The sequence below is a fragment of the Yinghuangia sp. ASG 101 genome, assembly GCF_021165735.1.
Lineage (GTDB): Bacteria > Actinomycetota > Actinomycetes > Streptomycetales > Streptomycetaceae > Yinghuangia.
This window is the reverse complement of record NZ_CP088911.1, coordinates 3,856,139-3,879,264: the sequence shown is the minus strand read 5'-3', so window position 1 is coordinate 3,879,264 and position 23,126 is coordinate 3,856,139. Positions and strand designations below refer to the sequence as shown.

The window sequence follows — 23,126 nt, the reverse complement described above, 5'->3', positions numbered from 1 at the left end:
AACGGGGGCGGGATGTGTGGGGGTATTCGGCTGGGGGTGCCATGGGAGGTGAGGGTGGGGGTGGCTTGGGGGTGGGCGGCTTGGGGTGGGGGTGGAGAGTGGGGGTTGGGGGGAATGGGGGTGATGTCGGGAATATTTGGTTTTTGGGAAGAGGGGCGGCGGGAGGGTGGGAATTTGTCGTCTTGGCGAGAGTTTATTGGTGTCACAATCCGTAGTATTCGACTTTTTTGAATGATCTTGTTTTATTCGCGGTAATGTTCCCGTGGTGTTCTTTGGCACGTCGCATTCCTTCTTCAGACTTCGGATACGTCGGGGGACAAGGATCGATGGCGAGCGGACAACGGCGTCGGGTGCAAGGTGGTGCGCGGGGCCACCGGAGGGGCGGTTCCGGGAATTCCCGGGATCAGCCGCGCCGGCCGCCCGCGGGGGTCCCGTGGTCGGTTGGTCTCGGATCGCCGCGGGTGCCGCGGCACCGGAGGCGTCGCGGGTCGACGGGGGCGTTGCCGGGGCGTTCGCGGCGGCGGGTGCGGCGGGGGCGTCGGCGGTTGTTCTTGGTGGCGACGGCGCTGGTGGTCGCGTGTGCGGTCGGGGCGGCGTATGTGCTGGTCAACGATCGTCCGGGGGAGAAGGGGCGGATAGCCGCGGGAGGGGCCTGTGGGGCCGAGGCGGTTGTGCGCGTCGCCGCGGTGCCGGAGTTCGCGCCGGTGGCGACGGAGGTCGCGCGGCGGGTCGACGAGGCGCGCGGTTGTGCCGCGGTCGAGGTTCGCGCGTGGGCGCCCGCCGATTTGATGGACGCGCTGCGTACCGGCTCCGCCGAGGTGCCCGACGTGTGGGTCGCCGACTCGTCGATGCGCCTTCACCAAGCCGCGGCCGAGCTCGGCGACCGCAACCCCTACCCGCTGACGGGTACGCCGGTGGCCTTCACCCCGCTGGTGGTGGCCGTCCCGGAGCAGGTCGCCGTGACGCAGAAATGGTTCGAACGCCCGCCCGACTGGCTGACGTTGCTCAGCCGCATCGACGACCGTACGCTCCCGCGCTTCACCGTCGGTTCGACGCGGACGACCGAGGGATTGCTCGGCGTCGCGGCGGTGAGCGCGGCGATGACCGCGGCGAACGCGGACCCCATGGTCGCGGCGATGAAAACGTTCGCGTTCCGGTCCAACGTCACCGACGCCGAGACGCCCGCGGCGGCCCTGCTGACCAGGACGGATACGGCGGGCGACGCACGCCGGGCGCTGGACGACGTGGGCGCGTTCGTGGCGACCGAGCAAACGCTGTGGACGCACGACCGCGCGCGGCCGGAGGCGGTGCCGTACGTGCCGCTCTATCCGTCCGGCACGCTCGTCCAGGCCGACTACCCCGCCGTCGTGTCGCAGGCCGCGGCCGAGGACGCGGCGAAAACGGCCGGGGTGAACGCCGTCCTCGAAGCGCTGCGTTCACCCGATGGAGTGAAGGCGGCGACGGCTGCCGGCTTTCGTGGACCGGACGGGCAGCCGCCGGCGAGCACGTCGCCGAACGTCGTGTTCGCGCCCCCGACGCCGGTCCCGACCCCGGCGCCGCAGGGCAACCCGTCCGAAGCCGTCGCGATGGTCAGGGCCTGGGCCGATTACCGGCCGATGCCGTTCCGGGTGCTGCTGCTGATCGACGGCTCCGGTTCGATGAACGAACGCGTCGCGGGCGGTGGCGGCAAGACAAAAGCGGACATCATGCGCGATGCGGCCGTCGACGCCACGATGCTGCTCGGCAGGACGACCGAGGTCGGGATTCGGGAATTCGCGGTGTCGCCGACGCAAAAGGGCCCGTGGGTCGAATACGTCCCGCTCGGCCCGCTCGACGAGATGACCGGCCAGGGTGCGAGAAAAGACGTCGTCGTGAGGTCGCTCACCGGATTCACGGCGGAAAAGGGCGCGGGCACACCGCTTTATCGGTCGCTCCTCGACGCCGTCGCCGACGCGCAGAAGTCGTACAACGCGGGCGCGGTCAACCAGATTTTCCTGCTGACCGACGGAAAAGACGAGGACACGGCGTTCGGCATGCCCAAGGCACAATTCCTCGCCGAGCTGCGGAAGCTCCAGGACCCGCGGAAGCCGCTGCCGGTCTTCGCCGTCGGCTACGGCGCCAACGCCGACATGGCGACGCTGACCGAGATCGCGACCATGACGGGCGGCTTGGCGGTGCCGTCGAGCGATCCGGGGGATCTGATCAAGGCGGTGGCGCAGATTCTGGTGCATGTGCGCACGACGGGGTGAGCGGCGCGGCGGGCTCGCGGCGTACGCCGAACCGGCCCGCCGCGACCCCAGCCCGTGCCAGGGGCGCCGGAAGGCCCGGGCCGGCCAGGGCCTCCACGTCCTCCAGGCGCAGGGGTTCGCCGCACTCGCCGCACACCACCTTCGCGTGCGTCTCGCGCCCACACGTGCGGTGCCGCAAAACGACCGGAACCCCCTCCTCGTCCGCGAGCCAGGCGTCGCCCCACGCGAGGATCGCGGTGAGCACCGGGAAGAAGTCGCGGCCCTTCGGGGTCAGGACGTACTCGTGCCGCAACGGCCGCCCCTGGTACGGCACTCGGTCCATCAGCCCCTCGTCGACGAGGCGGTTGAGGCGTTGCGCGAGCACATTGCGGCCGATTCCCAGACTGCGCTGGAATTCCTCGAAGCGGCGGGTGCCGAAGACGGCCTCGCGCAGAACGAGGGGCGTCCACCAGTCGCCCAGCAGATCGACCGCGCGCGCGATCGAGCACGGCCAGGTGCCGAACGGAGTCCTCTTCATGCCCGAACAGTAGTGCGCCATCGTCTTCTACTCACTGGTAACAAAGACCTGCTAGTGTCAGTTTCTCTAACGAACTCAGCAGGTGGAACGCCAAGGAGGCGATCGGTGTGGCAGGTTTCGCGGCGGCGACTGCGGTGACCCCGACGGCAACGCCCGCGGCCCCCGCGACCGGGCAGGCGGGCGACACGTGCGCGCACGGCGCGTACGCCCTCGACCTCGACCCGGCCTGGACCATCGGCGGCAAGCCCAACGGCGGATACCTGCTCGCCGCGATGGCCCGCGCCGCGCTCGCCGACGCCGCCGCCGCGGGCTCCGCGCACATCCACCCGCTCGCCGCGAGCGCGAACTACGTCGGATCCCCCGACCCGGGCCCGGCCGAGGTACGGGTCGAACTGCTGCGCACCGGCCGGACGGTCAGCCAGGCGCGCGCCCGCCTGCTGCAAAACGGCCGCATCTGCATCGAGGCCAACTTCACCCTCGGCGCCCTCGACGAGGCCGGCGAGCCGTGGTGGGGCACCAACCCGCCCGCACCGCTGCCCGCCCCCGACCACCTCGTCCGGATCCCGCCCGTCGAACCGGTCAGCGGCATGACGCTGCCGATCATGGACGAGGTCGTTCTCGAACTCGACCCGGCCGGCCTGGGGTTCGCGGTCGGCGCGCCCGGCGGCACCGGTGAGTTCGCGGGGCGCGTGAGCTTCGCCGACGGGCACCCGGCCGACCCGGTGGCGCTGCTGTTTCTCGCGGACGTCCTGCCCCCGGTCACGATGGACCTCGGCGCGTCCGGGTGGATGCCGACCCTGCAACTGACTGTGTACGTCAGGGCCGTCCCCGCGCCGGGCCCGCTGACGATACGTCACCACGCCCGGCTCATCGAGGCCGGGCTCATGGACGAGGTCTGCGAAGTCTGGGACGCCCGAGGGCGGTTGGTCGCCCAGGCGACGCAACTGGCCTCCGCGCGCCTGCCCGAGGCCGGACCGGCCGGCGGTACGGCGGGCCGGGTGGCGGAGGACGCCCCGGGGCGGTAGGACGCCCACACGGCGAAGGGGCCGCCCCCGGATCACTCCGGCGGCGGCCCCTCGCGTATCAGCGCTCAGCGCGCCAGACGTCAGCTCTTCCAGCGCGGCTTGCGGTCGCCCTCACGCCGGGGACCGTCGTGCCGGTCGTGCCGAGGCGCGCGGTCGTACGTACGCTCGCCACGCGGCCGGTCGTTGAACGGCCGGTCGCTGTAAGGACGTTCGCCACGCGGGCGGTCGCCGTACGCGGGCCGGTCGGAACGGTCGGCGCGCGGCGCGCGGTGGCCGCCGTCGTGCCGGTCGCGCGAGAACCCGCCGGGGCGCCCGCCGTCGCGGAAGCCGCCGTCGCGCCGCGGCCGGTCGCGGTCGCCGTACGAGCGCTCGCCGTACGTGGGCCGCTCCCCGTACGCCGGACGCTCGTCGGAGGCCCGGCGCCCCCGGTCGTACGAGCGCTCGCCGTATCCGCCGCGGTCGCCGTACGACCGGTCACCGCGCGAGCCGCGCGGCCGGTCGTCGCGCCCGCCCCGGTCGTCCCGTGGACGGTCGTCCCGCCGGGGACGGTCGCCGGAAGGACGCTCGCCGCGCTCGTACGAACGCTCCGGGCGCGCGGGCCGCGACCGCTCCGCCGCCTCCTGGCGCTGCGCGGACTCGGCCAGTTCGGCCGCCTTGCGCCGCAACTCGGCCGCCTTCGCCTTGAGTTCGACGATGCGGACGGCCAGGCGCTCGGCCTCTTCCTCGGCCGCGACCGCCGCGTCCGCGACGGACTGCGCCTTGACCTCGGACAACGTGCGCGCACCGGTGATGCGGCGCATCTCCGGGTCGCTGCTGCCCGACACCCGAAGCCGCTCGGGCGCGACGCCGGCCGACTCCATGAGCCGGTCGACGGTGCGCCGCTGGTGCGGCAGCGCGAGCGTGACGACCATGCCGGTCTCGCCGGCCCGCGCGGTGCGGCCCGCGCGGTGCAGGTAGTCCTTCGGGTCGGCGGCCGGGTCGACGTGCAGCACGAGGTCGATGCCGTCGACGTGGATGCCGCGCGCGGCGACGTCCGTGGCGACCAGAACGGGCGTCTGGCCCTCCTTGAACTCGGTCAGCGTGCGCGTGCGCGCGCCCTGCGTCATACCGCCGTGCAGCGCCTCGGCCCGCACCCCGGCCTCGCGAAGCTGCGCGGCCACGCGGTCGGCGCCGAACTTGGTCCGCACGAACACCATCGTCCGACCGCGGCGGGCCGCGATGGCCGCCGTGACGTAGACCTTGTCCTTCGGCTGCACCGTGAAGACGTGGTGCGTCATGGTGGTGATCGACGACGCGTGCGGGTCGACCGAGTGCGTGACCGGGTCGGCGAGGTAGCGCTTGACGATCGCGTCGACGCCGTTGTCCAGCGTCGCCGAGAACAGCATGCGCTGGCCCCCGGCCGGAACCAGGTCGAGCAGCGCGGAGACCTCCGGCAGGAAGCCCATGTCGGCCATCTGGTCGGCCTCGTCGAGCACCGCGATCTTGACCGCGTCGAGCGAGCACGCGCCGCGGTCGACGAGGTCCTGCAGACGGCCGGGCGTGGCCACCAGCAACTCCACGCCGCGTTCCAGGGCCATGATCTGACGGGGCATCGACATGCCGCCGCAGACCACCTTCATACGCAGGTCGAGCACGCGACCGTACGGTTCCAGCGCGTCGTGCACCTGCATCGCCAACTCGCGGGTCGGGACCAGCACGAGCGCCAGCGGACGCTTCGCGCGGGCCTTCTGGCCGCGCAGCCGGGTGAGCGTCGGCAGGCCGAAGCCGAGGGTCTTGCCGGAGCCGGTGCGTCCGCGGCCCAGGATGTCGCGCCCGCCGAGCGCGTCGGGGAGGGCCGCCGCCTGGATCGGGAACGCGTGGCGCACGCCGCGGCGCTCCAGCGCCTCGACGAGCGCGTCCGGTACGCCCAGCTCGCCGAACGTCGGCCCGGGGGGCGGGGCGTCCGCCTCGGCGCCCTCCGCGTCGTCGGCGGCACCGTCGGCTTCGTCGGCTTCGTCGGCCGGTACGGGCTCCGCCACCGCGTCGTCGGCCGGCTCCTGGGTCGGCTCCTCGACCGGTGCCGCGGCCGGCTCCGCAACGGCGTCGGCCGCGTCCTCCGCGTTTTGCGCCTTCTCCGCCTTCTCCTCCGCCGCGTCGGTGGCGGCCTCGGTCTCGGCGACGTTGTCGGCGGTGTCGGTGGTGTCGGTGTCGTTATTGGTCTCGTTGATGGTGTCGCTGTCCTCGTCCACGGGCATGGGCGTGACAGCGTCCTGGAACAACGGGGGCATGCAGAACCTTCCGAAAAACGGCACGTCGGAGGTCCGCAGCCCGGAACCGGCCGCGGGAAGCGGCCTTCTGCTGAGCACCTGAACGCGCCTGTGAGGCGCCGCGCTTTCTTGCCGACGCCCTGAGATGAACACGAGTCGATCTACCAGCCTACAGGACGTCGCTGCCCCGAATGGCCTACGGGACCCCCGGGATACTGCCATACCCCGTGTGACCTGGTGTTTTCGAATCAGATCGGCTTCGAATCAGAATGGCTTCGCAGCCAACCGCCCCGGGCGGTGCCCGGCGTACTCATCGCACGCGCAGATAGTCCACGCGCACGCCCGAATCCGCACGAATCACGACCAGCCGCGGACGGTTCCACGACCACCGGTCGGGGAGCAGATACAGCTGCCCGTCGGCGTGCCGCAACAGCCTGAGACCGCCGTACCGGAACCTGTACGCCTCGTCGGAAGCCGAGGCGTCCGGAGCGGTCAGGGCCTCGACCGTGACCCCCTGCTCAGCCGCGACATGCAGGTCCCGCACCGAGTAGACGACCACGGCCGTCCGCGTCGGAAGCTCTTCCACCATGCGCCGCGCGGTCGTGCGCCCCTCCGTCTCGGCGTACGCGCCGAGCGCCCAGAACAGGCACAACACGACCGTCGACGCGGTCAGCACGACCGACAGCGACCACGGCCGCACGCCCATTCCCGTCTCGCGCCGGTGCGCGCCCAACTGACGCGAGATCAGCACCCCGTACGCCGACACCAGCACGCCGACGGCCAACGCCCCCGGCAGCAGCACCGGCCAGCGGTCCGCCCGGTGCTCCGGCCACCGCAGCACCACCGCCCACGCCGCCGCGGGCACCGCGAACCACGCACACCGCAGCCCCCACGACAGGCGGACGGCGGCGCGCCGATGGCGGCGCAGATGGACGACCAGCCGGGGATGCGCCATGCGCAGCGCGAGCAAACCCGCGAAGACCGCCAGCATCGGACGGTCGAGCGTGTCGACACCGCGGACCAAATACTCCTTGGCGGTGTAGCCCAGCACCTCTTCGTCGAACCCGAGGTAGTCCGAGATGGCCGCGCTGCGCGCCCAGCCGAAGTAGAGCACCAGGCCGACGAGCACGACGGCGGGGGCGCAGAAGAGCACCACGGTCTCGAACGGCCCGCGCGGGCGGCGGGGTTCGGGCGCCTCCGCCGCGGCACGGTGCGTGTCGGCGCCGTCACGGTCGTCGCGCGGCTTGCGCTCGTCGGCACCGCGCCGTCCGCGACGCGACTCGGCGGTCTCCTCGGCCGCGGGCAGTGCCCCCGGGAACGCGTTGGCGTACGCCTCGAACCCCGGGTACGGCGACGGGTGCGGCGACGCGCCCGGGAGCAACTGCGGTTGCGGCCACGCGGGTCGGCCGGGGTCGATGCCGTCGAACGGCCCGGTGACCGGCGGGAAGACGGGAAGCTCCGTGTCGTCGCCCGGTGCCGCGCCCCGACTGTCGTCGAGGGAGGCATAGGTGGCGTCCGTCCCGTCGTGGTCGGTGACGCCGCCCGCCTCGGCGGGCTCGTGCGCGGCCGTCGCGCCCGCGTCCGGGGCACCCTCGTCCTCGTGCTCGTCCCCGTGCTCGTCCTCGCCCTCGTCGTCGCCGGGCGGCACGGGTTTGCGGGCGTGCGGCAGCGCCGCGTCAGCGGCATACCGGAAACCGCCCTCCGAGGCCTCCCCGTCGTCGTCCCCGCCACCGAACTCCTCCCCGAACTCCTCCCCGACTTCTTCCCCGACCTCCTCCGCGACCCGGTTGCCGTCCCGGTCGAAGTCGCTCCAAACGCCCACGCGTAACGGCGGTTCGGTCCGCGTCACCGTGCTCCCGGCGGTGGCCGGCTCCTCGAAGTCGCCCGCCCGGTCGGCGCCTTCGCCCATCCTGCTCGCCCTCCCCGCTCCACGCCTTTGGCCGCGCGCGGTGCCGGCGCGTCGCCGCACCCCGCTCCACGCCTGATCCCGTGCCGGCCATTTTCGGCGACCGCGACCGGGGCAAACGCTCCCAGAGGCCATCCGTCACTCATATGAGCGAGCAAATCCCGCAGTAATCGACGAATCGGTTGTCGGCGCGGTCGGCACGCCGTCAGCCCCACCACACCTCGGCCAGTTCCGCGCCCGCGAACGCCGCGCCGATCCCCGCCGTGAGACTGACCGCGACGTTCGCGAGAGCGCGCGTGTGGAGCCCTTGTTCGGCGAGGCTCAGCGTCTCGTACGAGAACGTCGAATAGGTCGTCAGAGCGCCGCACAGGCCCGTGCCGAGCAGCAGCTGGACGTTCGACGACGCCGCGCCCGCGACGGCGGCTCCCGTCAGCAGGCCCAACACGAGGCTTCCGACGATGTTGACGATCACCGTCCCCCACGGAAAGACCATGCCCGGCCGGGCGGTTCGGACCAGCCGGTCGGCGACGTACCGCAGCGGCGCGCCGACACTCGCACCCGCGACGACAAGCAGCCAGGTCATGCCGACGGCCCTTCGGTTCGGTCGGTGTGCGGCGCCTCGCGGTCCGGCGCCTCCGTCTCCGGCGTCTCGGCCCGGGGGATGCGCACGCACTCCCGTGCCCCGGCCGCGCAGGCCGCCCACCGCGTCAACCCGGTCGCCGCCCACACGCACACGAGGGCCGTCAGCACCGTCGCGGCGAGATAGGCCGCGGCGAGCCCGGCCCGCTCGTGCTCCACGAGGCGCCGGATGTCGACCGCGTACGTCGAGAAGGTCGTGAAGCCACCGAGGATCCCGGTGCCGACGAACGGACGTACGAGGTGGTGCGCCGTGCGCATCTCGGTGGCCAGCACCATGAACGCGCCCATGACCGTGCAGCCGAGGGCGTTGACGCCGAATGTGGTCCACGGGAACGCGCCGGCGGGCGTGGGCCACAGCAGGCCGGCGCCGTAGCGGGCGCTCGCCCCCAGGGCGCCGCCGATCGCGATGACTCCGAGAACGGACCAGTTCCAGAGCGAAGGGGTCGGATCCGGTCGGAAATCAACATCGGGGTCGACCACGTCGTCCGGGAGACCGGCGCCCGGCCCGGAGTCGTCCGACCGCACCGACATCCGCGTCTCCTCACCCGTAGCCGAGTTCGTGCAGCCTCTCGTCGTCGATCCCGAAGTGGTGGGCGACTTCGTGGACGACGGTGATCTCCACCTCCTCGACGACATGTTCGTACGTCTCACAGATGCGGAGCGTGGGATTCCGGTAGATCGTGATGCGGTCCGGAAGCACCCCCGCGTACCAGTCGCCGCGCTCGGTGAGCGGGATCCCTTCGTACAGCCCGAGGAGTTCCGGCCCGGAGGGGTCGGGATCGTCCTCGACGAAGATCGCGACGTTGTCCATCAGCGCGGTCAACTCCGGCGGGATCCGGTCGAGCGCTTCGGCGACCAGCTCCTCGAACTCCTCACGCGACATCTCCAGCACGCCCCTATTGTGCGGGCCCGCCGCCCGCCTCCGACCCCGGCTCCCACCCGGCGTGAAACCGTTTTGCCGTTCGGCCCGGCGACCCCGTATAGTTCTGACCGTCCCCGACGGCAACCAGACGCCGGAACGGCCATCAAGCCCTCATCGTCTAGTGGCCTAGGACGCCGCCCTTTCAAGGCGGTAGCACGGGTTCGAATCCCGTTGGGGGCACGCACCGAGCCGTACGGCCAGTACGGTGAAGTACGGTAGAGTGAAGCACCGAGCAGGGCGGGAACAACCCAGCTCGAACAACTCAATCAAGGTCCTGTGGAGCAGTTTGGAGTGCTCGTCACCCTGTCAAGGTGAAGGCCGCGGGTTCAAATCCCGTCAGGACCGCTGGAAAGATCCGCCGCGAGGCGGATTTATCCACGCCCAGGCCAGGTAGCTCAGTTGGTACGAGCGTCCGACTGAAAATCGGAAGGTCGGCGGTTCGACCCCGCCCCTGGCCACTCGATCAGAAGCTCGAAGTACCCCCGCTGACCTGCGGATTGGCCCCGAAGTCGATCACATTCGACGGCGGGGCTTCTTTGTTGTCCGGGGCCGGTGTGCCCGTGGTGTGCCCGGCCGTCGTGGTGCGCCCGCGAGGCACCAGCCGAGCGGCAGCTTCGGCAGCAGCCCGCGCGACCTCGGGCAGCACGCTCGTGTACGTATCGGCGGTCAGCACGATCGTGGCATGGCCGAGTGTGTCCTGCACCACCTTCATGTCCGCACCGCCAGCGAGCATCAACGTCGCCGCCCCATGACGCAGGTCATGCAGCCGGATCGGCGGAAGCCCCGACTCCTCGATCAGCTTTTCGAACCGCTCCGAGACCCAGCCCGGATGAAGCCACGAGCCGTCCTCCTTGGCGAAGAGGCGGCCGGTGTCCTGCCACGCGTCACCCCACTGAAGACGCTCCTCCGCCTGCCGGGCGAGATGCGATCGGCAGACCGAGACGCTCTCGGCATCAAGGGCGATCGTCCGGATGCCGCTGTCGCTCTTCGGATCGCTCTCGACGACGGTCCAACCATCGACGATGAGCTGCTTGGCGACCGACAGCGTCCCGGAAGCCATTTCGAGGTCGCCCTTGCGGATGCCACACGCCTCACCGCGCCGCAGGCCGCGGAAGGCGACAAGGTGCCACAGCGCGTACAGCCGGTCCTCGGCGACGAAGTCGAGGAACTGGCCGGTCTGTTCCGGAGTCCAGACCATGACCGGCGAGGGCTTCTCACCGGTCGCCCGCCAACGCTCGACGTGGGCGGTCGTCCACAGCACCGGCTTCGGACGCTTGGCCGGGTCCATCTCGACATGGGCTGCCGGGTTGAAGGTGATGATCTGCTGAGCGATCGCCGCGTTCAGGGCACCCCGGAGCGTCGCGCGGATGCGCTGACGGGTCGTCGGATTCACCACCCGCTCGAACGGCGGCATCGCGTCCATGCGCGATTTGAGCGCCTTCCGGCGAGCGCGGTGGTCGGCCCCCTTCCACGGGATCCCCTCCAACTCCGCGACGGCCTGCCGACGGAGGAGGTTGTTGGCGACGATCTCCTCGTTGCGGTCGGCGATGTCCTGGAACATCTCGGAGAGGTGCTTGACGCGCAGCCGATCGAGCCGGATATGGCCGATCCGCGGCTTGAGGTGCTTGCGGATGTCGATCGCGTAGTTGTTGAGCGTCGAGGCCGATCCCTTCTTGCCCGCGATCCACTCGTCGAGCCACTCGCCGACCGTGCTGCGCCGCGTGACGTCTGCACCGGACCGGAAGCGACGCGTCGTCTCCTCCAAATCCGGCAACTCAGAGCCCTCGGAGGAGATGCGGTCGAGCAAGTCACCGATCGCGCAGCGGCCTTCCTCATCGTCCGCGTCGGGGATGGCCAGAAGCGCGCGGACGTGGTCCAGCACGGCCTGCGCCTTGGGACCGGTTTCGAAGCCCTGACGGCGGAACTGGCGACGGTTGCCCTTCGCGTCGGCCGGCAGCTCCTGGCGGACCGCCCAACGGCCGTGACCCCGCTGCCCGAGCTTCGGACAGGCGGCGCCGTACTTCTGGCCGGTTTCCGGATTTCGGCAGCCGCACCGACGTGTGGTGGAGCCCTTCATATGCAGCCTTTCGGGAGAGCGATCGAGAATGGAGGAAAAGGGGGAGCGCACTGCGCCCCCCGTACATCGCGTCGTAGTTATTAGCATCGTTTGCGCGACCCGGCAAATTCCTCCGGATTTCTCGGGACTGGTGCGGACGCACGCGGACTACGCGGCATTTCCCGGCATCTTGAGAACAGGCGCTTGGCCGGGCGGTATCGCCGCGGGGCGGTCGCAGGCGACTGCCGCCAAACCTGCTGACCTGGCGTCAGGGCTCCGTGCCTTGTTGCCGGACGCGCCCCCTCAGCTGGCCCGCATCTTGGCTGTCGCACGCACGAGTCGCGCACGCGCAGGTTGTGCCGCAACGTGCGATGCGGCATGGCAGCGTGCGTAGGCCGATCCAACAAAAGGCCGCGGGGCAATTTCGGGACCGTCTGAAACAGCAGTCAAGTTTTTCGCGCGATTCGGAGTGTGATTGTCGTCACGCCGAAATGGCGAAACTTTTTCGGAACCTCGTGCGATTAATCCCCTGGATCGGTTTCCGGTGCCGAAGGGTTCGGTTGCCTTTCCAGTGCCGAGTCGCCCTTGTCCCTGTTCCCTACCTTCGGAGATGTGCTTGACCATCCGCCCTGCCGACTTGTCCGGCACCCACCCCGCCGCCCAGTCGACTGCTCGACCCGATGGCCGTGCTGCGGCCCGCCCGACTGCAGCTGCCGCCTCACTCGCTAGCCCGACGAGGGTCGGCATGTCATGGGAGGAACTGCTGTCGTTGCCGACCGTGGTAACGCTGAACGTCGCCAATCGGGCTTTCGGGCTATCTCGCAGCAAAGGCTACGAACTCGCGAAGCTCGGCGATTATCCGTGCCGGGTGCTGCGTGTGGGCCGCGCCTACCGGGTGGTGACCGCGGACATGCTCCGCATCCTGAGCGCGTCCGACGCCCCATCGGCTGCGGATGACGACGTGGCCGCACCCGCGCCCCTACGTTCTGTGGGCAGCGGCCGACGGGGGCTCCGCGCCGCCTGATCCTGTGTCAGCAACCCTCGCCAGACAGTCCGTTGGACTTGTGCGAGGGGTGCTCGTAATGTCCGGGTCGCCGCGCCACCAAGGCGCGGCGACCCCTCCGACATGCGAAAACCCCCGGCGCTGGAACGCCGGGGGTCGCACACACCTGCGTGGCCTACGCCCTAGGAAGCCAACGGCCACGGGATCAGGAGATCGGCATGCATCCTATGCCGCCCCATCTCGGCGGTACAGCCCCACAACCCGTCGGCGCCGAGCTGCCATCCCACGCGTCCGCGCACGTTCGCGTGCGAACGACCGATAGCGGCGCGCGAACACCCGGCACCTACACCGCCGTTCGTGCCCGCGCCGAGCGGAGAGCGGCGGTGGCCCGGTGACCCAGGCACCCGAGGTCCGGCGCGGCGGCAACCTCCCGTTCGGGATGGTCGCCTCGCGGTGGATGTGCGACCCGCGCTACTCGGCGAACGCCAGGACGCTGTACGCGATCCTGGTCTCCTACGCGGACACCCAGGGCCGCGACACCGCCCAGGGGAAGCCATTCCGCAAGGAACTCGCCGCCCAGCTCGGCGTACACCTGTCCACGCTCGACCGCACCATCGACGAACTGGAAGTCGCCGGCCTCATCGCCGTCGAACGTCGCGGCAGGATCGACCGCGCGGGCGTCAACGATGCGAACCTGTACCACCTCAACGACGCGGGTGTGATGTGGCAGGGCAACGGTACTTGGATCGACCCGCTGCCGCCGGGGAAGGCCGCCGCCGAGGTCGTCAAGGAACGCACCGAGAAGCGTCGCCGCGCCAAGCGGGAGGCCGGGATCACCCGTAAGGGCGGCGTGGCCAAGGGCGTCAACACCCGTGCCGTCCATGCCTCGTCCAGCAGCGCCGAGAACCATTCGGACGACCGCATCGCGAACGGCCAACCGGAGGGTCCAGCGGCCGAGACCAGCGAGGGGGGTAGCAGCACCCACGCTGCCACGGGTGGCAGCACCCATGCTGCGGGGGTGGCAGCACCGGTGCTGCCCTTTATTAAGAACCCTGTCCAGAACCCTTCTCCAGAGGCGCCTTCGGCGCGCAGCGCCGCTGACGCCCGAAGGGCATCTCACCAAGGTGAGGGTCCGGCCCGCGAGAGCGGCGGCGCCGCGTCCGACACCACCACGCAGACGGAGAAGCCCAGATCCCGTCGAACCCCGCTGCTGCGCACCGACGTCGCCCGCGTCCTCGCCGCCTACCCCGGCGACCTGACACAGGCCGTCGAAGCAACCGCCGGCAGCCGCGCCCCGCGCGCCCTCATCACCGCGATCCGCGTCCAGCTGGCCGAGCGGACCGCGGACCAGCTCGCCCACCGCGTCGCGCGGCGCTGGCATGCCCACGGCCACGCAGCCCGACATGCCGACGGAACCATGGACCGCCCCGTCGGCGTCGCGGTCGCCCTGATCCGCGCCGGGGAATGCGGCCACGCCCGCTGCGAGGACGGCACCGACCTGGACACCGGCACGCCCTGCCGATCCTGCGCCGAACGCCGCCGCGACCGCGACACCAACCGCCGGTCGCAGGAGCGCACCGGCCACGGCACCGCCCAGACCACGGCGCAGCCCGCCGCCGAAGCAGCGGCGACCGAGCCCGAGCGCCGTATCAACGGCCTGTGCCCCGGCTGCCGCCTCCCGGGCACCGGCGGCAAGCACTGCACCGCCTGCCTGCACCGCGCCAGCGCCGACCGGGACGACGCACCGCCGGCGCGGGCCGCCCCGCCGAGGCCAACCGTCATCGCCCCACGCAGCTCGGACGAGCAACTGCGGCCCCGCTGCACCCGATGCCGCACGCGCACCGGACGCGACCGGTGGGGCGGTCTCTGCGGCCCCTGTCAGACCGACGGCCGCCCTGCTTCCGACACGTCCGAGAGCCCGTCGTGACACTCCCGCAGCCGCAGCGCCCGACCGCCTCGCCGCAGCTCGACCCCCTGGAGCCTGCCCTGCACCCCACCGCCCACGTACCCGCACCGCATCCGCACCGCGCCACCCCAGCCGGGTGGTGGGACCGCGTCGCCGTCGGTGGCCTCGCCGCAGCCGGGTTCCTGCTGTCGTACGACGCGCTGCGGCAGATGGCCGCCGCGGCCCACGTCCGCCCGGCGCTGACCTGGCTGTTCCCGCTGATCGTCGACGGGTTCATCGCGTACGGCGTCCGCGCCCTGCTGCTGATGCGCCGCGCCCGCCCCGCAGCCCGTGCCTATGTGTGGCTGCTGTTCGCGCTTGCCACCGGCGCGAGCATCTGGGCGAACGTCCTGCACGCCGTCGTCCTGAACCAACAGGAACTCGCGTTCACCTCCGGGCCAGACACTCACCATGACGGCGCCGGGCTGCGGCTCGGCGACACCGTCGTCGGGGTCCTGTCGGCCGTCGCCCCGCTCGCGCTCGCCGGAGCCGTCCATCTCCACACGCTCATCCACCAACCGCGTCCCGACACAGCCACCGGCACGGCAACCACTGCGGCCGCCCTTTCGGACGCTCCACCAGGAACCCGACTCCCCGATGTCAACGGAGCGACCGAATATTTCGGCGTCCCCGGTCAGCCTGATCACCGGGGCACCGACAGCCCGACCGGTCCCGCGGACACCAACCCCAAGCCGCTTCAGGACCGGACGCCGTCCGACCGCAATAGCGGTCACCAGCCCTCCAAGCCGCACGCATATTCCGGTCAGCCCGCTGCCACAGACAGGAGCGGCCCGCTGCTGACCGGATTCGCGGACGGCACGCGCCACGAGCGGGTGTCCGCTCCAGACTCATCCGGACGAGCCGCGGACATCGGTGCCAATCCGGATTTCGGCGAGCCAACACCCGCGGACCCCTCGCCAAGCGGCAGGTCCTCGCGTCGGGGTCGGCGGCCCGTCGCGGACGACGAGGTCCTGCTCGACGTCGCGCGCAGCGCCATCACCGACACCGGACGCGCCAGCCGCGCCACAGTCCGCGACGCCATCCGCGCCGAGGGGCTCTCCATCGGCAACGACCGCCTCACCCAGCTCATGGCGCAACTGCGTTCGTCCTGAGCTGCCCGGTCCGGCACCGAACTTTTGTCCACACCCCGTGGAAGCAGCCTGGACGCAACTCGCCGAACCCGGAACGCCCTTGCGCCCGGCCCGACACCGCCAATCCACACCTCCCCAGGAAGCCCGTGCCCAACGCCTCACCCCAGCCCCTGCAGCCCGGCACCTCACCCCCTCCGCGCACTACATCGGCGCTTGCCCCGTTGCCTTCCCCGAACGCGGTCGGCGACGCCCCGAACAGCGCCGAGCGCCGTGCTCCCGAGCAACCCCCAACCCCGCAGCCGGACCGTCCTGATGACGTGAACACCGTTGCCAGCTCTACTGATTCGCCCTCCACGGGGGGAGCAAGGTGGTCGCTTGGAGTCCCTAAAGGGGCCTCCGTCGCGAAGCCCGCCCCAAGGGGCGGGGAGCGGCGCGAGGGGCCGCCGCAAGAGGGGGGTGGCGTCGCGCAGGCCAAGCCTGCGACCGCGAACCACAACCCGCCCGCGCACGCGCAGCCCGAACCCCGCGCCAAGCGTGCCGCACCCGCCGACACCGCCAACCCCACCGTGTCCGCCGAGCCCGCCGCGCCTGTCAAGCGCGCCGTGTCGGCACGTGCGCGCCGCCGCGCGTCCGCCACGCCCGAAGCCCCCGCCGCGGGTTCGAAGCGCGGCAGGCGCCCGCGTAGGCGCTCCACCACCGGGAAGCCCGCCTCGGCTTCCGGCGGCGGCAATCACCGGACGGGCACGCTGAAGTTCCGCGTGCACCCGGAGGAGAAGGCGTACTTCGAGGCCGCCGCCGCCCGTGACGGCTACACCAGCACCGCGGCATGGCTGGAGCGCGCCGCGCGCACCGCCGCCGCGCAGACCGAGCCGGGCCGCGACGACCAGCTCGACGAACTCATGCGCACGCTCACGGACACCCACGAAGCGTTGCGCCGGATCGGCACCAACATGAACCAGATCGCCCGCGCCTGGAACACCGACCGGACCTCCGCCGAACGCAATACCGGGGACCGGTTGACCGGATTGCACTCGGGCACGCTCACCGAACTCGGACGGACGCTGCGGCGGATCGACCAGACCCTCGCAGCCGTCCTCGACCACACCGACCGCCCAACCGCCCGGCTGCCCCAAAGCCGGTCCGGGACCATCTCGGGGACACCGGACACCCCGCACCCCGACGCCGACGGTGGGCTGGACCGCTCCGACGAAGAGCGAGACGCCTGATGTGGCCGCAAGTCCACAAGCAGGAGTCCCGGACCATCGGGCTGCTGTCGTACCTGTACGGACCGAAGGACGGCGAGCACACCGACCCGCACCTGGTGGCGTCCTACGACGGCTTCGCCCCCGACCCCGGACGCGACACGCACGCCACGCTCAAGGAACTCGCCGCGCTCCTCGACCTGCCGGTACGACGCGCAGCGGACAAGGCACCGACCAAACACGTCTGGCACATCTCCGTCCGCGCCGCCCCGGAAGACCGCACCCTGACCGACGAGGAATGGGGGGACATCGCCCGGCGCATCGTGAAGGCGACCGGGATCGACGCCGGCCCGGACAGCGACCTGCCCGGCTGCCGGTGGGTCGCAGTCCGGCACGCCGAGGACCACATCCACATCGCCGCCACCCTGGTCCGGTCGAACGGCGAGGCCTACCACCCGTTTAAGGAAGGCATCGACGCACAGGAGGAGGCCCGGCTGATCGAACGCGACTACCGTCTGCGGCGCCTCGACCGGCGCGACCGAACCGCCGCACGCCGCCCCAGCAAAGCCGAACAGCACAAAGCCAAACGCACCGGCCGCCTCCCCCGCAAACAGCTGCAGACACTCGTCCGCACCGCCGCCGCGTACGCCGCCGACCCCGACGAATTCCTCGCCCTCCTCCACCGGCACGACATCCTGGTCCAGCCCACCCGCGACGCCCGAGGCGTCATCCACGGCTACAAGGTCGCCCTACCGGACGACCTCAACGCCAACAGCGAACCCGTCTGGTTCGCCGGCAGCACCCTCGCCCCCGACCTGACCTGGCCCAAAATCCACGCCCGCCTCACCGCCACCGCTGGCGACGGGACCACAGACAGCAGCGCGGCGCCGCAGTGGCCGGACCTGGCCGCCCCGAACCCATGGGACCGCGCCGCCGCCCACCTCGATCGCATCACCGCGCTCCTGCAAACCGGCGCGAATTCCCGCACCGAGACCGACCGTCCCGCCGACGACACCCAGATCCCCGACGAAGTCGCCGCAGCGCTCCGCGCCACCGTGGGCGAACTCCTGCACATCCTGCCGGAGGCCCTGCACGGCCACCCGCTCCCCACCGAGACCAGATACGAACTACGCCAAGCCGCAGACGCGTTCGCCCACGCCGCCCGCACCTCCGGCAAAGCCGCCCACGCCTACACCCGCGCCATGCGCAGCACTGTCCGCGCACTCGCCGACACCGTGCTCAGCCCGAACACCAGCGCCGAATACGTCATCGCCGACCTGATCGCCGCAGCCCTGCTCACCGTCATCGCCATCAGCCGCTGGCACCAAGCCCGCAAACACGAGGCCCAAGCACGCGCCGCCGCCACCGCCGCCCACCACCTTCGCGCCGCCTACCGCGCCACCGCGCCCCGGTCGCTCCACCGCCTCGCCGCGAACGCCCCACACACCCTGCTCGTCGACGAATACGCCAAACTGACCGGCTTCGTCCTCACCCGACGCGCCGGCCCAGTCCTCGCCGAGGAAGTGCTCGCAGATGACGCTATCGGCGCGCTGACCACGGCCCTTCACCACGGCATCGAGCGAGGCCACCACCCACTCGTCCTCCTCGACCACGCCGTCACCCGACGCGAACTCCTCAGTGCCGACAACCCCGCCGAAGTCCTCACCTGGCGCATCCACCGCCTCGCGCGAACCCACCCCGCCGCCGCACGCCGCGAGAGCAACACCAAGTCCGGAGGCCGACGCACCGGCGCGCGAACTGCCAGCGCGCCCCGAACCGGCAACGGCCTCCCGACAGCGGCGCCGACCACACCACCAGCCAACCGCCGCACCCGCTGAACGACCACGACCGACATCCACATCCTTACGGAGACCGCCCTGACTATCACGCCCTCCACCAACCCCCACACCGCCGACCGGCCGACCACCGCTGAACCTGCCCAAGCTCACGGCATTGCCGCGCCCAGCATGAAGGTCCATCCGATCGCAGCGATCTTCCCGACGCTCCCCGAAGACGAACTCGCCGAACTCGCAGACGACATCGCAGAGCACGGCCTGCTCCACCCGATCGTCCTCGACCGGGACGGCGTCCTCCTCGACGGCCGCAACCGCCTCGCCGCCTGCCACCGCGTCGGCGTACAGCCGACGTTCACGACCTACCAAGGTTCGAACCCGGCCGCGTACATCCTCGGCGCCAACATCAACCGCCGCCACGTCACCCAGGGCCAGCGCGCCATGATCGCCGCGATGGCACGTTCAGGCACGCGCCACTCGCTGCGCGCAACCGCGAACGCCGCCCAACTCAGCCGCTCCCGCGTCACCGACGCCGACTTCGTCCTGCGCTACGCCGCCAACCTCGCCGACCACGTCCGCACCGGCGCCATCAGCCTCGACGAAGCCCTCGCCCATGCCCGACGACGCAGGACCTCAGTCGCCGACCACCAAGCGCGGTTCGCCACCCTGGAAGCATCCGCACCCGACCTGGCAAGGCGCATCCGCGAGGAGGAGATGACACTCGCCGACGCCGAGACCGCAGCCCGCCAGCGCAGGAAGGAGGCAGCCGACCGCGAAGCCGTCCACCGCGTCGACGCCCTCCGCGCCGACGACGGCGACACCGGCACCCCCTTCGCGGACCTCGCCCAAGACGGCGACATCACCTGGACCGAAGCCCTCATCCGCGCCGAGGAATACCTCACCCTCCGCGACCAACAGATCCGCCGCGCCCGCCGAGACCTCGAACAAATCCACACCAGCTGGCGCGCCATCAGCACCTTGCAGGCCCGCCCCGACAGCGACTTCGCCCATCAAGCCCTCGCCGGCTTGTCTCCCGCCGCCCGAACCCTCACACGCCACCTGCTCACGGTCGACCCGCCCACCGAGGCGAACGCAGCGTTCACTGACGCTGCCTAACCCGACGGCCGCCCCGCCGCATCTGAGGCGGGGCAGCCCCACGGGGGAGGACTTTGCTCGGCGCGTATCTGGGACCCGATGGGGCATCGCAAAAGGTTGTCACCAGCCCAGCGGCCGTTGGTGCTGCGAGAGTTCAGGCCCGCCTTGACCTCGTCGATCGGAGTGAAGGGCCCTACTGGTTACGTCTTGACCAGCACCGTTGCAAGGCTGGACAGCGCCTTGTTGACTTCGGCGGTGTCGAAGACGGCGGGATCGAACTCGTCGGCGGAGTCCAAACCGAGCCATTCCAGCCGCTCTTCATGCTCTCCGTGGCTGGGGTCGGAGAGAACCTCAATGAGGTATTCGTATCCCCAGATGCCGCCGCAGTCTTCGGGAGGGCCGGTCCTGCGACCAGTCAGGCAGCGGGGGTAGGCGATTTCAGGCTCGGCGGGGGTGATGGCTTCGACGACGGCCTCATGCTCCCAGTCGTCGCCGAAGTCATAGGTGTAGCGGAAACGGTCTCCGGTACGCGGCGCTGTCCGGCCGAGCCGTTGGGACGCCGCGCTGCCGATCTGCAGGTCGCGGTCCGCGATGCCCCAGCGGCCGTTCCCGGTTTCGAAGACCCACATGTGATAGTCCTCCCAGCCGAACGCGATCTGGATGACGTCGTGCAACTCCCGAAGCGTGTAGGTCGTAGGGACTTCCAGTCGGCGCCAGATCGGTGGCCGGGAACCGAGCAGAGTGATTTTGACCTTGTGAACGGTCGGCTTCTCGCTGCTGGTGTTCGCCATAGCGGTCATTCTGCCGCCCGCCGCGGTGCCCCCACGGTGTACGAGCAAAATCGCCACCGACCGGCGCCGGTGCGAGCGGTTTCCCGGTATGAGCAGCATGGTCCCTTTGTGGAAACGCGAATCCGTCCCGGCAGCGTGAGGGCGAGCCGAAGGTTGCGCGAACAGCGCACGGCGGTGGTAGGCAGCAGGTCGGCGTCGCTGCCGAGAACGTTCGCGTCCTTACCTGCACGAAGCTTGCGATGGGATCAAGGGCGTTCGTCGCCCGGTAGCATCCGTTCACGGAACGGAGGCGTGATGCGGATACGGGGGCCGCTGGCCGGAGCGCTTGTCGCTGCGGTGCTGGCTGCGACGGCGGCGTGCACCGGCGGGGGCGGCGGCAACGACCGTGCGTGGCCGGTGAACGAGCCGCGGACCGGCGTGTCCCAACCGCCGCCGGCGGCGCGAACGGAGGCGAAGGCGTATGACCCGCCGAAGGCGTTCGCGGCGCGCGGGGTGGTGCTTCCGTCGCTGACGGAGGCGTCGCTGAAGGTCTCGGTGCTCCACGGGACGACCGTCTACACGCCGACCGCAGCAGGGATCCAGGCGCTGGACACCGTGACGGCGCAAGTCTCGGACACGTTCGCGCCCGAAGGTCCGCCCTTGGCCACCGGGCCGACCGGACTCGTCCAGGGGCCGGCCGTGACGGGTCCCCCGGCCCTGCTGGAGGTCGGCGGACGTGAGCTGATCGTGGCCCCGTTCGTGGTCCTGGTACCCGGCCGTGGCACGACCGCCGGGCGCACTGAGCTGAACCTCATCGCGATCGACCCCGCCGACAACACCGCCGCATGGACGATGTCCATCCCCTTGCCGACGCGTCCGGGGAAGGTGTCGCTGATCGGCGCGCACGGTGACCGGGTGTTCGTCGCCACCCAGGACTCCTACGGCTCCACCGGGTCGGTGCACGCGTTGGATACCGCCGTGCGCACGCTCGCGTGGTCCAAGGACGGTTTCTTCGGCGCCACGGTCACCGGCGGTTCGGTCATCGGGGTCGAGCCGCAGGGCAGCTCCAGTTACATGCAGGTGGTGACCGCGCTCAGCGTCGCGGACGGCAGCCGCCGGTGGAGCCTGCCGAACAACCGCTACGAAACCAGGATCACCTACATCGGGCCCAAGCTCGTCGTCGTGGAAGGCCGGGACTACTCCAACGGGCGCCCCTCCTTCCAACTCGTCGACGGCGACACCGGTACCGATGCGGTACCCGCCTGGATCGGCACCAGCGGAGCTCTCGGCGGCGCGTACAACATGAGGTGTCTCTACGACCAGCGCGCGGTGACGGTCTGTTCCGGCGTCGGCATCGTCATGGGCCTCGACGCGATGACCGGCAACCAGCTGTGGCGGCTGCCCGATCAGGCCGCCGGCCGCGTCGCCCCAAGCGCCACCGTGGCATGGCACGGAGCCGTGTACGGAACAGCCAGTGGACCGGTCATCCTCGACGCCACCACGGGCCAGGACGTCGCCACCCCGGACATTGCTCCCGTCCTGGTGAGCGCGAACGTCGGCATCGCTGCGGACACCTCCGGCAAGGTACGCGCCTATCCCGCCACGGGCTGACGCCTGGGCCGCACGGCACAATCATCGGCTGCCGCGCCGCCGCCATCAGGAAAACGGCATCCCGTTCAGCGCGTCGTCCCACGCCGCAGAACAGCGCAGGCGGCCTTTCCGATGCGTTCGACTGTCTCCACAGAACGCGCTGCGGCGCCCTTGCGCAACGTCGACGGCGACGTGGTTGGCCTCGCCAAGCGACGTGGACGCCAGTTCTGCGTGCCCCTAATCGCGTAGGGGATGCGAGGCCCAGAACAGCGAGCCGCTACCAAATCGAAAGCGTCCGCTGGATGCGCTGAAGGCCGAGACGAGTTGCAGCCCCCGGCCAGAGACGGCGTCGTCTGCGGCCGACACACCTGCCCATGGATTTTTCCGTGGAGCGGGGCCGTCGTCCACGACCGCGAGGTACCCGACACCGCGAAACCGCGCGGCGACCACCTGGATCACCGGCGAGTGAGTGTGTACGCATGCGTTGGTGGCCAGTTCCGTGACCACGAGTGCCCCCCACTCGCACGCCTCGGACTCCGCGCCCCAAATGCCGAGCAGGGACACGACGAACTTCCGTGACTGGCGGGGGCATTCCTTCGAGCGGAGGAATCCGCGCCACACCACATGCGATCCGAACAGAACCGGGAGCGCCGTGCGCAGCCCCGTGAAAGCGATCATCGCGGCACCACCCAGTCGTGGACCCTTCGCGGCCCGGCGTCCACGCCGTGCACCGCCAGCCACAGATCAACCCGCCGCCGACGCTGCGCTCGGCGTTCGCTGACGCGCTGCTCATGGGCGCGGAAGTACGGCCGCACCAGCACGGGCAACTCCGGGGAAACCGGGCGCAATTCGACGGTCGGCGGATCGACCGGAGGCGGGGGCGACGTGGTCACCGACGGGAACCCGGGCTGCTGTCCTGCCCGGTGCCGACCCGGTGGGCGGCGCCGTGCGAGTAAGGAGGTCATTCGCGTCAGCAGACGCGGGAAGCGGCGGACCATAGCGCGACTCCTTCACGATCTCGGAAACCGGCTGCGAGGCCGTTGCGGGACCCCGCTTGACTTTCGATGCGACATGGCA

At 70.9% G+C, this 23,126-nt stretch carries 17 protein-coding genes, 3 tRNA genes and 2 pseudogenes; 12 read left to right on the top strand and 10 right to left on the bottom strand.

Annotated elements, in window-relative coordinates; all coding sequences use genetic code 11:
• The first annotated feature begins 554 nt into the window (after positions 1-554).
• Positions 555-2,249 carry a VWA domain-containing protein gene (locus LO772_RS16500; RefSeq protein WP_231779159.1) on the top strand — a complete coding sequence of 565 codons (1,695 nt, stop codon included), beginning with the start codon at positions 555-557 and terminating at the stop codon, positions 2,247-2,249.
• On the opposite strand, the gene LO772_RS16495 is transcribed toward LO772_RS16500, so the two are convergent.
• Positions 2,203-2,766, bottom strand: coding sequence for a winged helix-turn-helix transcriptional regulator (locus LO772_RS16495; protein WP_231779158.1), 564 nt, complete (start codon positions 2,764-2,766; stop codon positions 2,203-2,205). The genes LO772_RS16500 and LO772_RS16495 overlap by 47 nt on opposite strands.
• A gap of 107 nt (positions 2,767-2,873) precedes the next feature.
• Here LO772_RS16495 and LO772_RS16490 point away from each other — a divergent pair, with 107 nt between their 5' ends.
• The gene (locus tag LO772_RS16490) at positions 2,874-3,791 is read left to right on the top strand and encodes a thioesterase family protein (protein ID WP_231779157.1); all 918 of its coding nucleotides are present in this window, start codon (positions 2,874-2,876) and stop codon (positions 3,789-3,791) included.
• 80 nt (positions 3,792-3,871) lie between these two features.
• On the opposite strand, the gene LO772_RS16485 is transcribed toward LO772_RS16490, so the two are convergent.
• The 5 genes and pseudogenes from LO772_RS16485 to LO772_RS16465 all read right to left on the bottom strand — a co-directional run bounded on the left by LO772_RS16485 (position 3,872) and on the right by LO772_RS16465 (position 9,465).
• Complete coding sequence (locus tag LO772_RS16485) at positions 3,872-6,058, bottom strand: DEAD/DEAH box helicase (protein ID WP_231779156.1); 2,187 nt, start codon at positions 6,056-6,058, stop codon at positions 3,872-3,874.
• Between the two features lie 289 nt (positions 6,059-6,347).
• Positions 6,348-7,946: a hypothetical protein gene (locus tag LO772_RS16480; RefSeq protein ID WP_231779155.1), complete on the bottom strand. Its 1,599-nt coding sequence runs from the start codon at positions 7,944-7,946 to the stop codon at positions 6,348-6,350.
• Positions 7,947-8,148: 202 nt separating this feature from the next.
• A complete protein-coding gene (gene crcB, locus LO772_RS16475; protein ID WP_231779154.1) occupies positions 8,149-8,526 on the bottom strand; it encodes a fluoride efflux transporter CrcB in 378 nt (125 codons plus the stop codon).
• 119 nt (positions 8,527-8,645) lie between these two features.
• A pseudogene (gene crcB / locus LO772_RS16470) lies at positions 8,646-9,113 on the bottom strand (fluoride efflux transporter CrcB); the annotation flags it as partial.
• A 10-nt stretch (positions 9,114-9,123) separates the two neighbouring features.
• Positions 9,124-9,465 (bottom strand): metallopeptidase family protein, encoded by a 342-nt coding sequence (locus LO772_RS16465; RefSeq protein WP_231779589.1) that lies wholly within the window; start codon positions 9,463-9,465, stop codon positions 9,124-9,126.
• Positions 9,466-9,611: 146 nt separating this feature from the next.
• Between LO772_RS16465 and LO772_RS16460 the strand changes: the two genes are divergently transcribed.
• From LO772_RS16460 to LO772_RS16450, 3 genes are all read left to right on the top strand, one after another.
• A tRNA-Glu gene (locus LO772_RS16460) sits at positions 9,612-9,684 on the top strand.
• A gap of 90 nt (positions 9,685-9,774) precedes the next feature.
• Positions 9,775-9,849: transfer RNA gene (locus LO772_RS16455), tRNA-Asp, on the top strand.
• A 39-nt stretch (positions 9,850-9,888) separates the two neighbouring features.
• Positions 9,889-9,962: transfer RNA gene (locus LO772_RS16450), tRNA-Phe, on the top strand.
• A gap of 5 nt (positions 9,963-9,967) precedes the next feature.
• Here the strand turns inward: LO772_RS16450 and LO772_RS16445 are convergent.
• The gene (locus LO772_RS16445; RefSeq protein WP_231779153.1) at positions 9,968-11,581 is read right to left on the bottom strand and encodes a site-specific integrase; all 1,614 of its coding nucleotides are present in this window, start codon (positions 11,579-11,581) and stop codon (positions 9,968-9,970) included.
• A 724-nt stretch (positions 11,582-12,305) separates the two neighbouring features.
• On the opposite strand from LO772_RS16445, the pseudogene LO772_RS16440 reads away from it, so the two are divergent.
• The 6 genes and pseudogenes from LO772_RS16440 to LO772_RS16415 all read left to right on the top strand — a co-directional run.
• Positions 12,306-12,485: pseudogene (locus LO772_RS16440) on the top strand (hypothetical protein); the annotation flags it as partial.
• A 469-nt stretch (positions 12,486-12,954) separates the two neighbouring features.
• A complete protein-coding gene (locus LO772_RS16435; protein ID WP_231779152.1) occupies positions 12,955-14,490 on the top strand; it encodes a hypothetical protein in 1,536 nt (511 codons plus the stop codon).
• Positions 14,487-15,620 (top strand): DUF2637 domain-containing protein, encoded by a 1,134-nt coding sequence (locus LO772_RS16430; RefSeq protein ID WP_231779151.1) that lies wholly within the window; start codon positions 14,487-14,489, stop codon positions 15,618-15,620. Before LO772_RS16435 ends, LO772_RS16430 begins: the two co-directional genes overlap by 4 nt.
• A gap of 737 nt (positions 15,621-16,357) precedes the next feature.
• Complete coding sequence (mobC, locus tag LO772_RS16425) at positions 16,358-16,825, top strand: plasmid mobilization relaxosome protein MobC (RefSeq protein ID WP_231779150.1); 468 nt, start codon at positions 16,358-16,360, stop codon at positions 16,823-16,825.
• Positions 16,825-18,639: a relaxase/mobilization nuclease domain-containing protein gene (locus LO772_RS16420; RefSeq protein WP_231779149.1), complete on the top strand. Its 1,815-nt coding sequence runs from the start codon at positions 16,825-16,827 to the stop codon at positions 18,637-18,639. The genes mobC and LO772_RS16420 overlap by 1 nt, the downstream gene beginning before the upstream one ends.
• A gap of 129 nt (positions 18,640-18,768) precedes the next feature.
• Positions 18,769-19,710, top strand: a complete 942-nt coding sequence (locus LO772_RS16415; RefSeq protein WP_231779148.1) for a ParB/RepB/Spo0J family partition protein — start codon at positions 18,769-18,771, stop codon at positions 19,708-19,710.
• Between the two features lie 179 nt (positions 19,711-19,889).
• Here LO772_RS16415 and LO772_RS16410 read toward each other — a convergent pair whose 3' ends face one another.
• A complete protein-coding gene (locus tag LO772_RS16410; RefSeq protein ID WP_231779147.1) occupies positions 19,890-20,480 on the bottom strand; it encodes a plasmid pRiA4b ORF-3 family protein in 591 nt (196 codons plus the stop codon).
• 294 nt (positions 20,481-20,774) lie between these two features.
• On the opposite strand from LO772_RS16410, the gene LO772_RS16405 reads away from it, so the two are divergent.
• Positions 20,775-22,070, top strand: coding sequence for an outer membrane protein assembly factor BamB family protein (locus LO772_RS16405; RefSeq protein WP_231779146.1), 1,296 nt, complete (start codon positions 20,775-20,777; stop codon positions 22,068-22,070).
• Positions 22,071-22,286: 216 nt separating this feature from the next.
• Here the strand turns inward: LO772_RS16405 and LO772_RS16400 are convergent, their stop codons facing one another.
• A complete protein-coding gene (locus LO772_RS16400) occupies positions 22,287-22,727 on the bottom strand; it encodes an ATP-binding protein (RefSeq protein WP_231779145.1) in 441 nt (146 codons plus the stop codon).
• Positions 22,724-22,942 (bottom strand): hypothetical protein, encoded by a 219-nt coding sequence (locus LO772_RS16395; RefSeq protein ID WP_231779144.1) that lies wholly within the window; start codon positions 22,940-22,942, stop codon positions 22,724-22,726. Before LO772_RS16395 ends, LO772_RS16400 begins: the two co-directional genes overlap by 4 nt.
• Positions 22,943-23,126 lie beyond the last annotated feature (184 nt).

Coding starts and splice junctions, on each gene's coding strand:
- LO772_RS16495 (WP_231779158.1), bottom strand. CDS start 2,766: ATGAAGAGGACTCCGTTCGGCACCTGGCCGTGCTCGATCGCGCGCGCG.
- LO772_RS16485 (WP_231779156.1), bottom strand. CDS start 6,058: ATGCCCCCGTTGTTCCAGGACGCTGTCACGCCCATGCCCGTGGACGAG.
- LO772_RS16480 (WP_231779155.1), bottom strand. CDS start 7,946: ATGGGCGAAGGCGCCGACCGGGCGGGCGACTTCGAGGAGCCGGCCACC.
- crcB (WP_231779154.1), bottom strand. CDS start 8,526: ATGACCTGGCTGCTTGTCGTCGCGGGTGCGAGTGTCGGCGCGCCGCTG.
- LO772_RS16465 (WP_231779589.1), bottom strand. CDS start 9,465: ATGTCGCGTGAGGAGTTCGAGGAGCTGGTCGCCGAAGCGCTCGACCGG.
- LO772_RS16445 (WP_231779153.1), bottom strand. CDS start 11,581: ATGAAGGGCTCCACCACACGTCGGTGCGGCTGCCGAAATCCGGAAACC.
- LO772_RS16420 (WP_231779149.1), top strand. CDS start 16,825: ATGTGGCCGCAAGTCCACAAGCAGGAGTCCCGGACCATCGGGCTGCTG.
- LO772_RS16415 (WP_231779148.1), top strand. CDS start 18,769: ATGAAGGTCCATCCGATCGCAGCGATCTTCCCGACGCTCCCCGAAGAC.
- LO772_RS16410 (WP_231779147.1), bottom strand. CDS start 20,480: ATGGCGAACACCAGCAGCGAGAAGCCGACCGTTCACAAGGTCAAAATC.
- LO772_RS16405 (WP_231779146.1), top strand. CDS start 20,775: ATGCGGATACGGGGGCCGCTGGCCGGAGCGCTTGTCGCTGCGGTGCTG.
- LO772_RS16400 (WP_231779145.1), bottom strand. CDS start 22,727: ATGATCGCTTTCACGGGGCTGCGCACGGCGCTCCCGGTTCTGTTCGGA.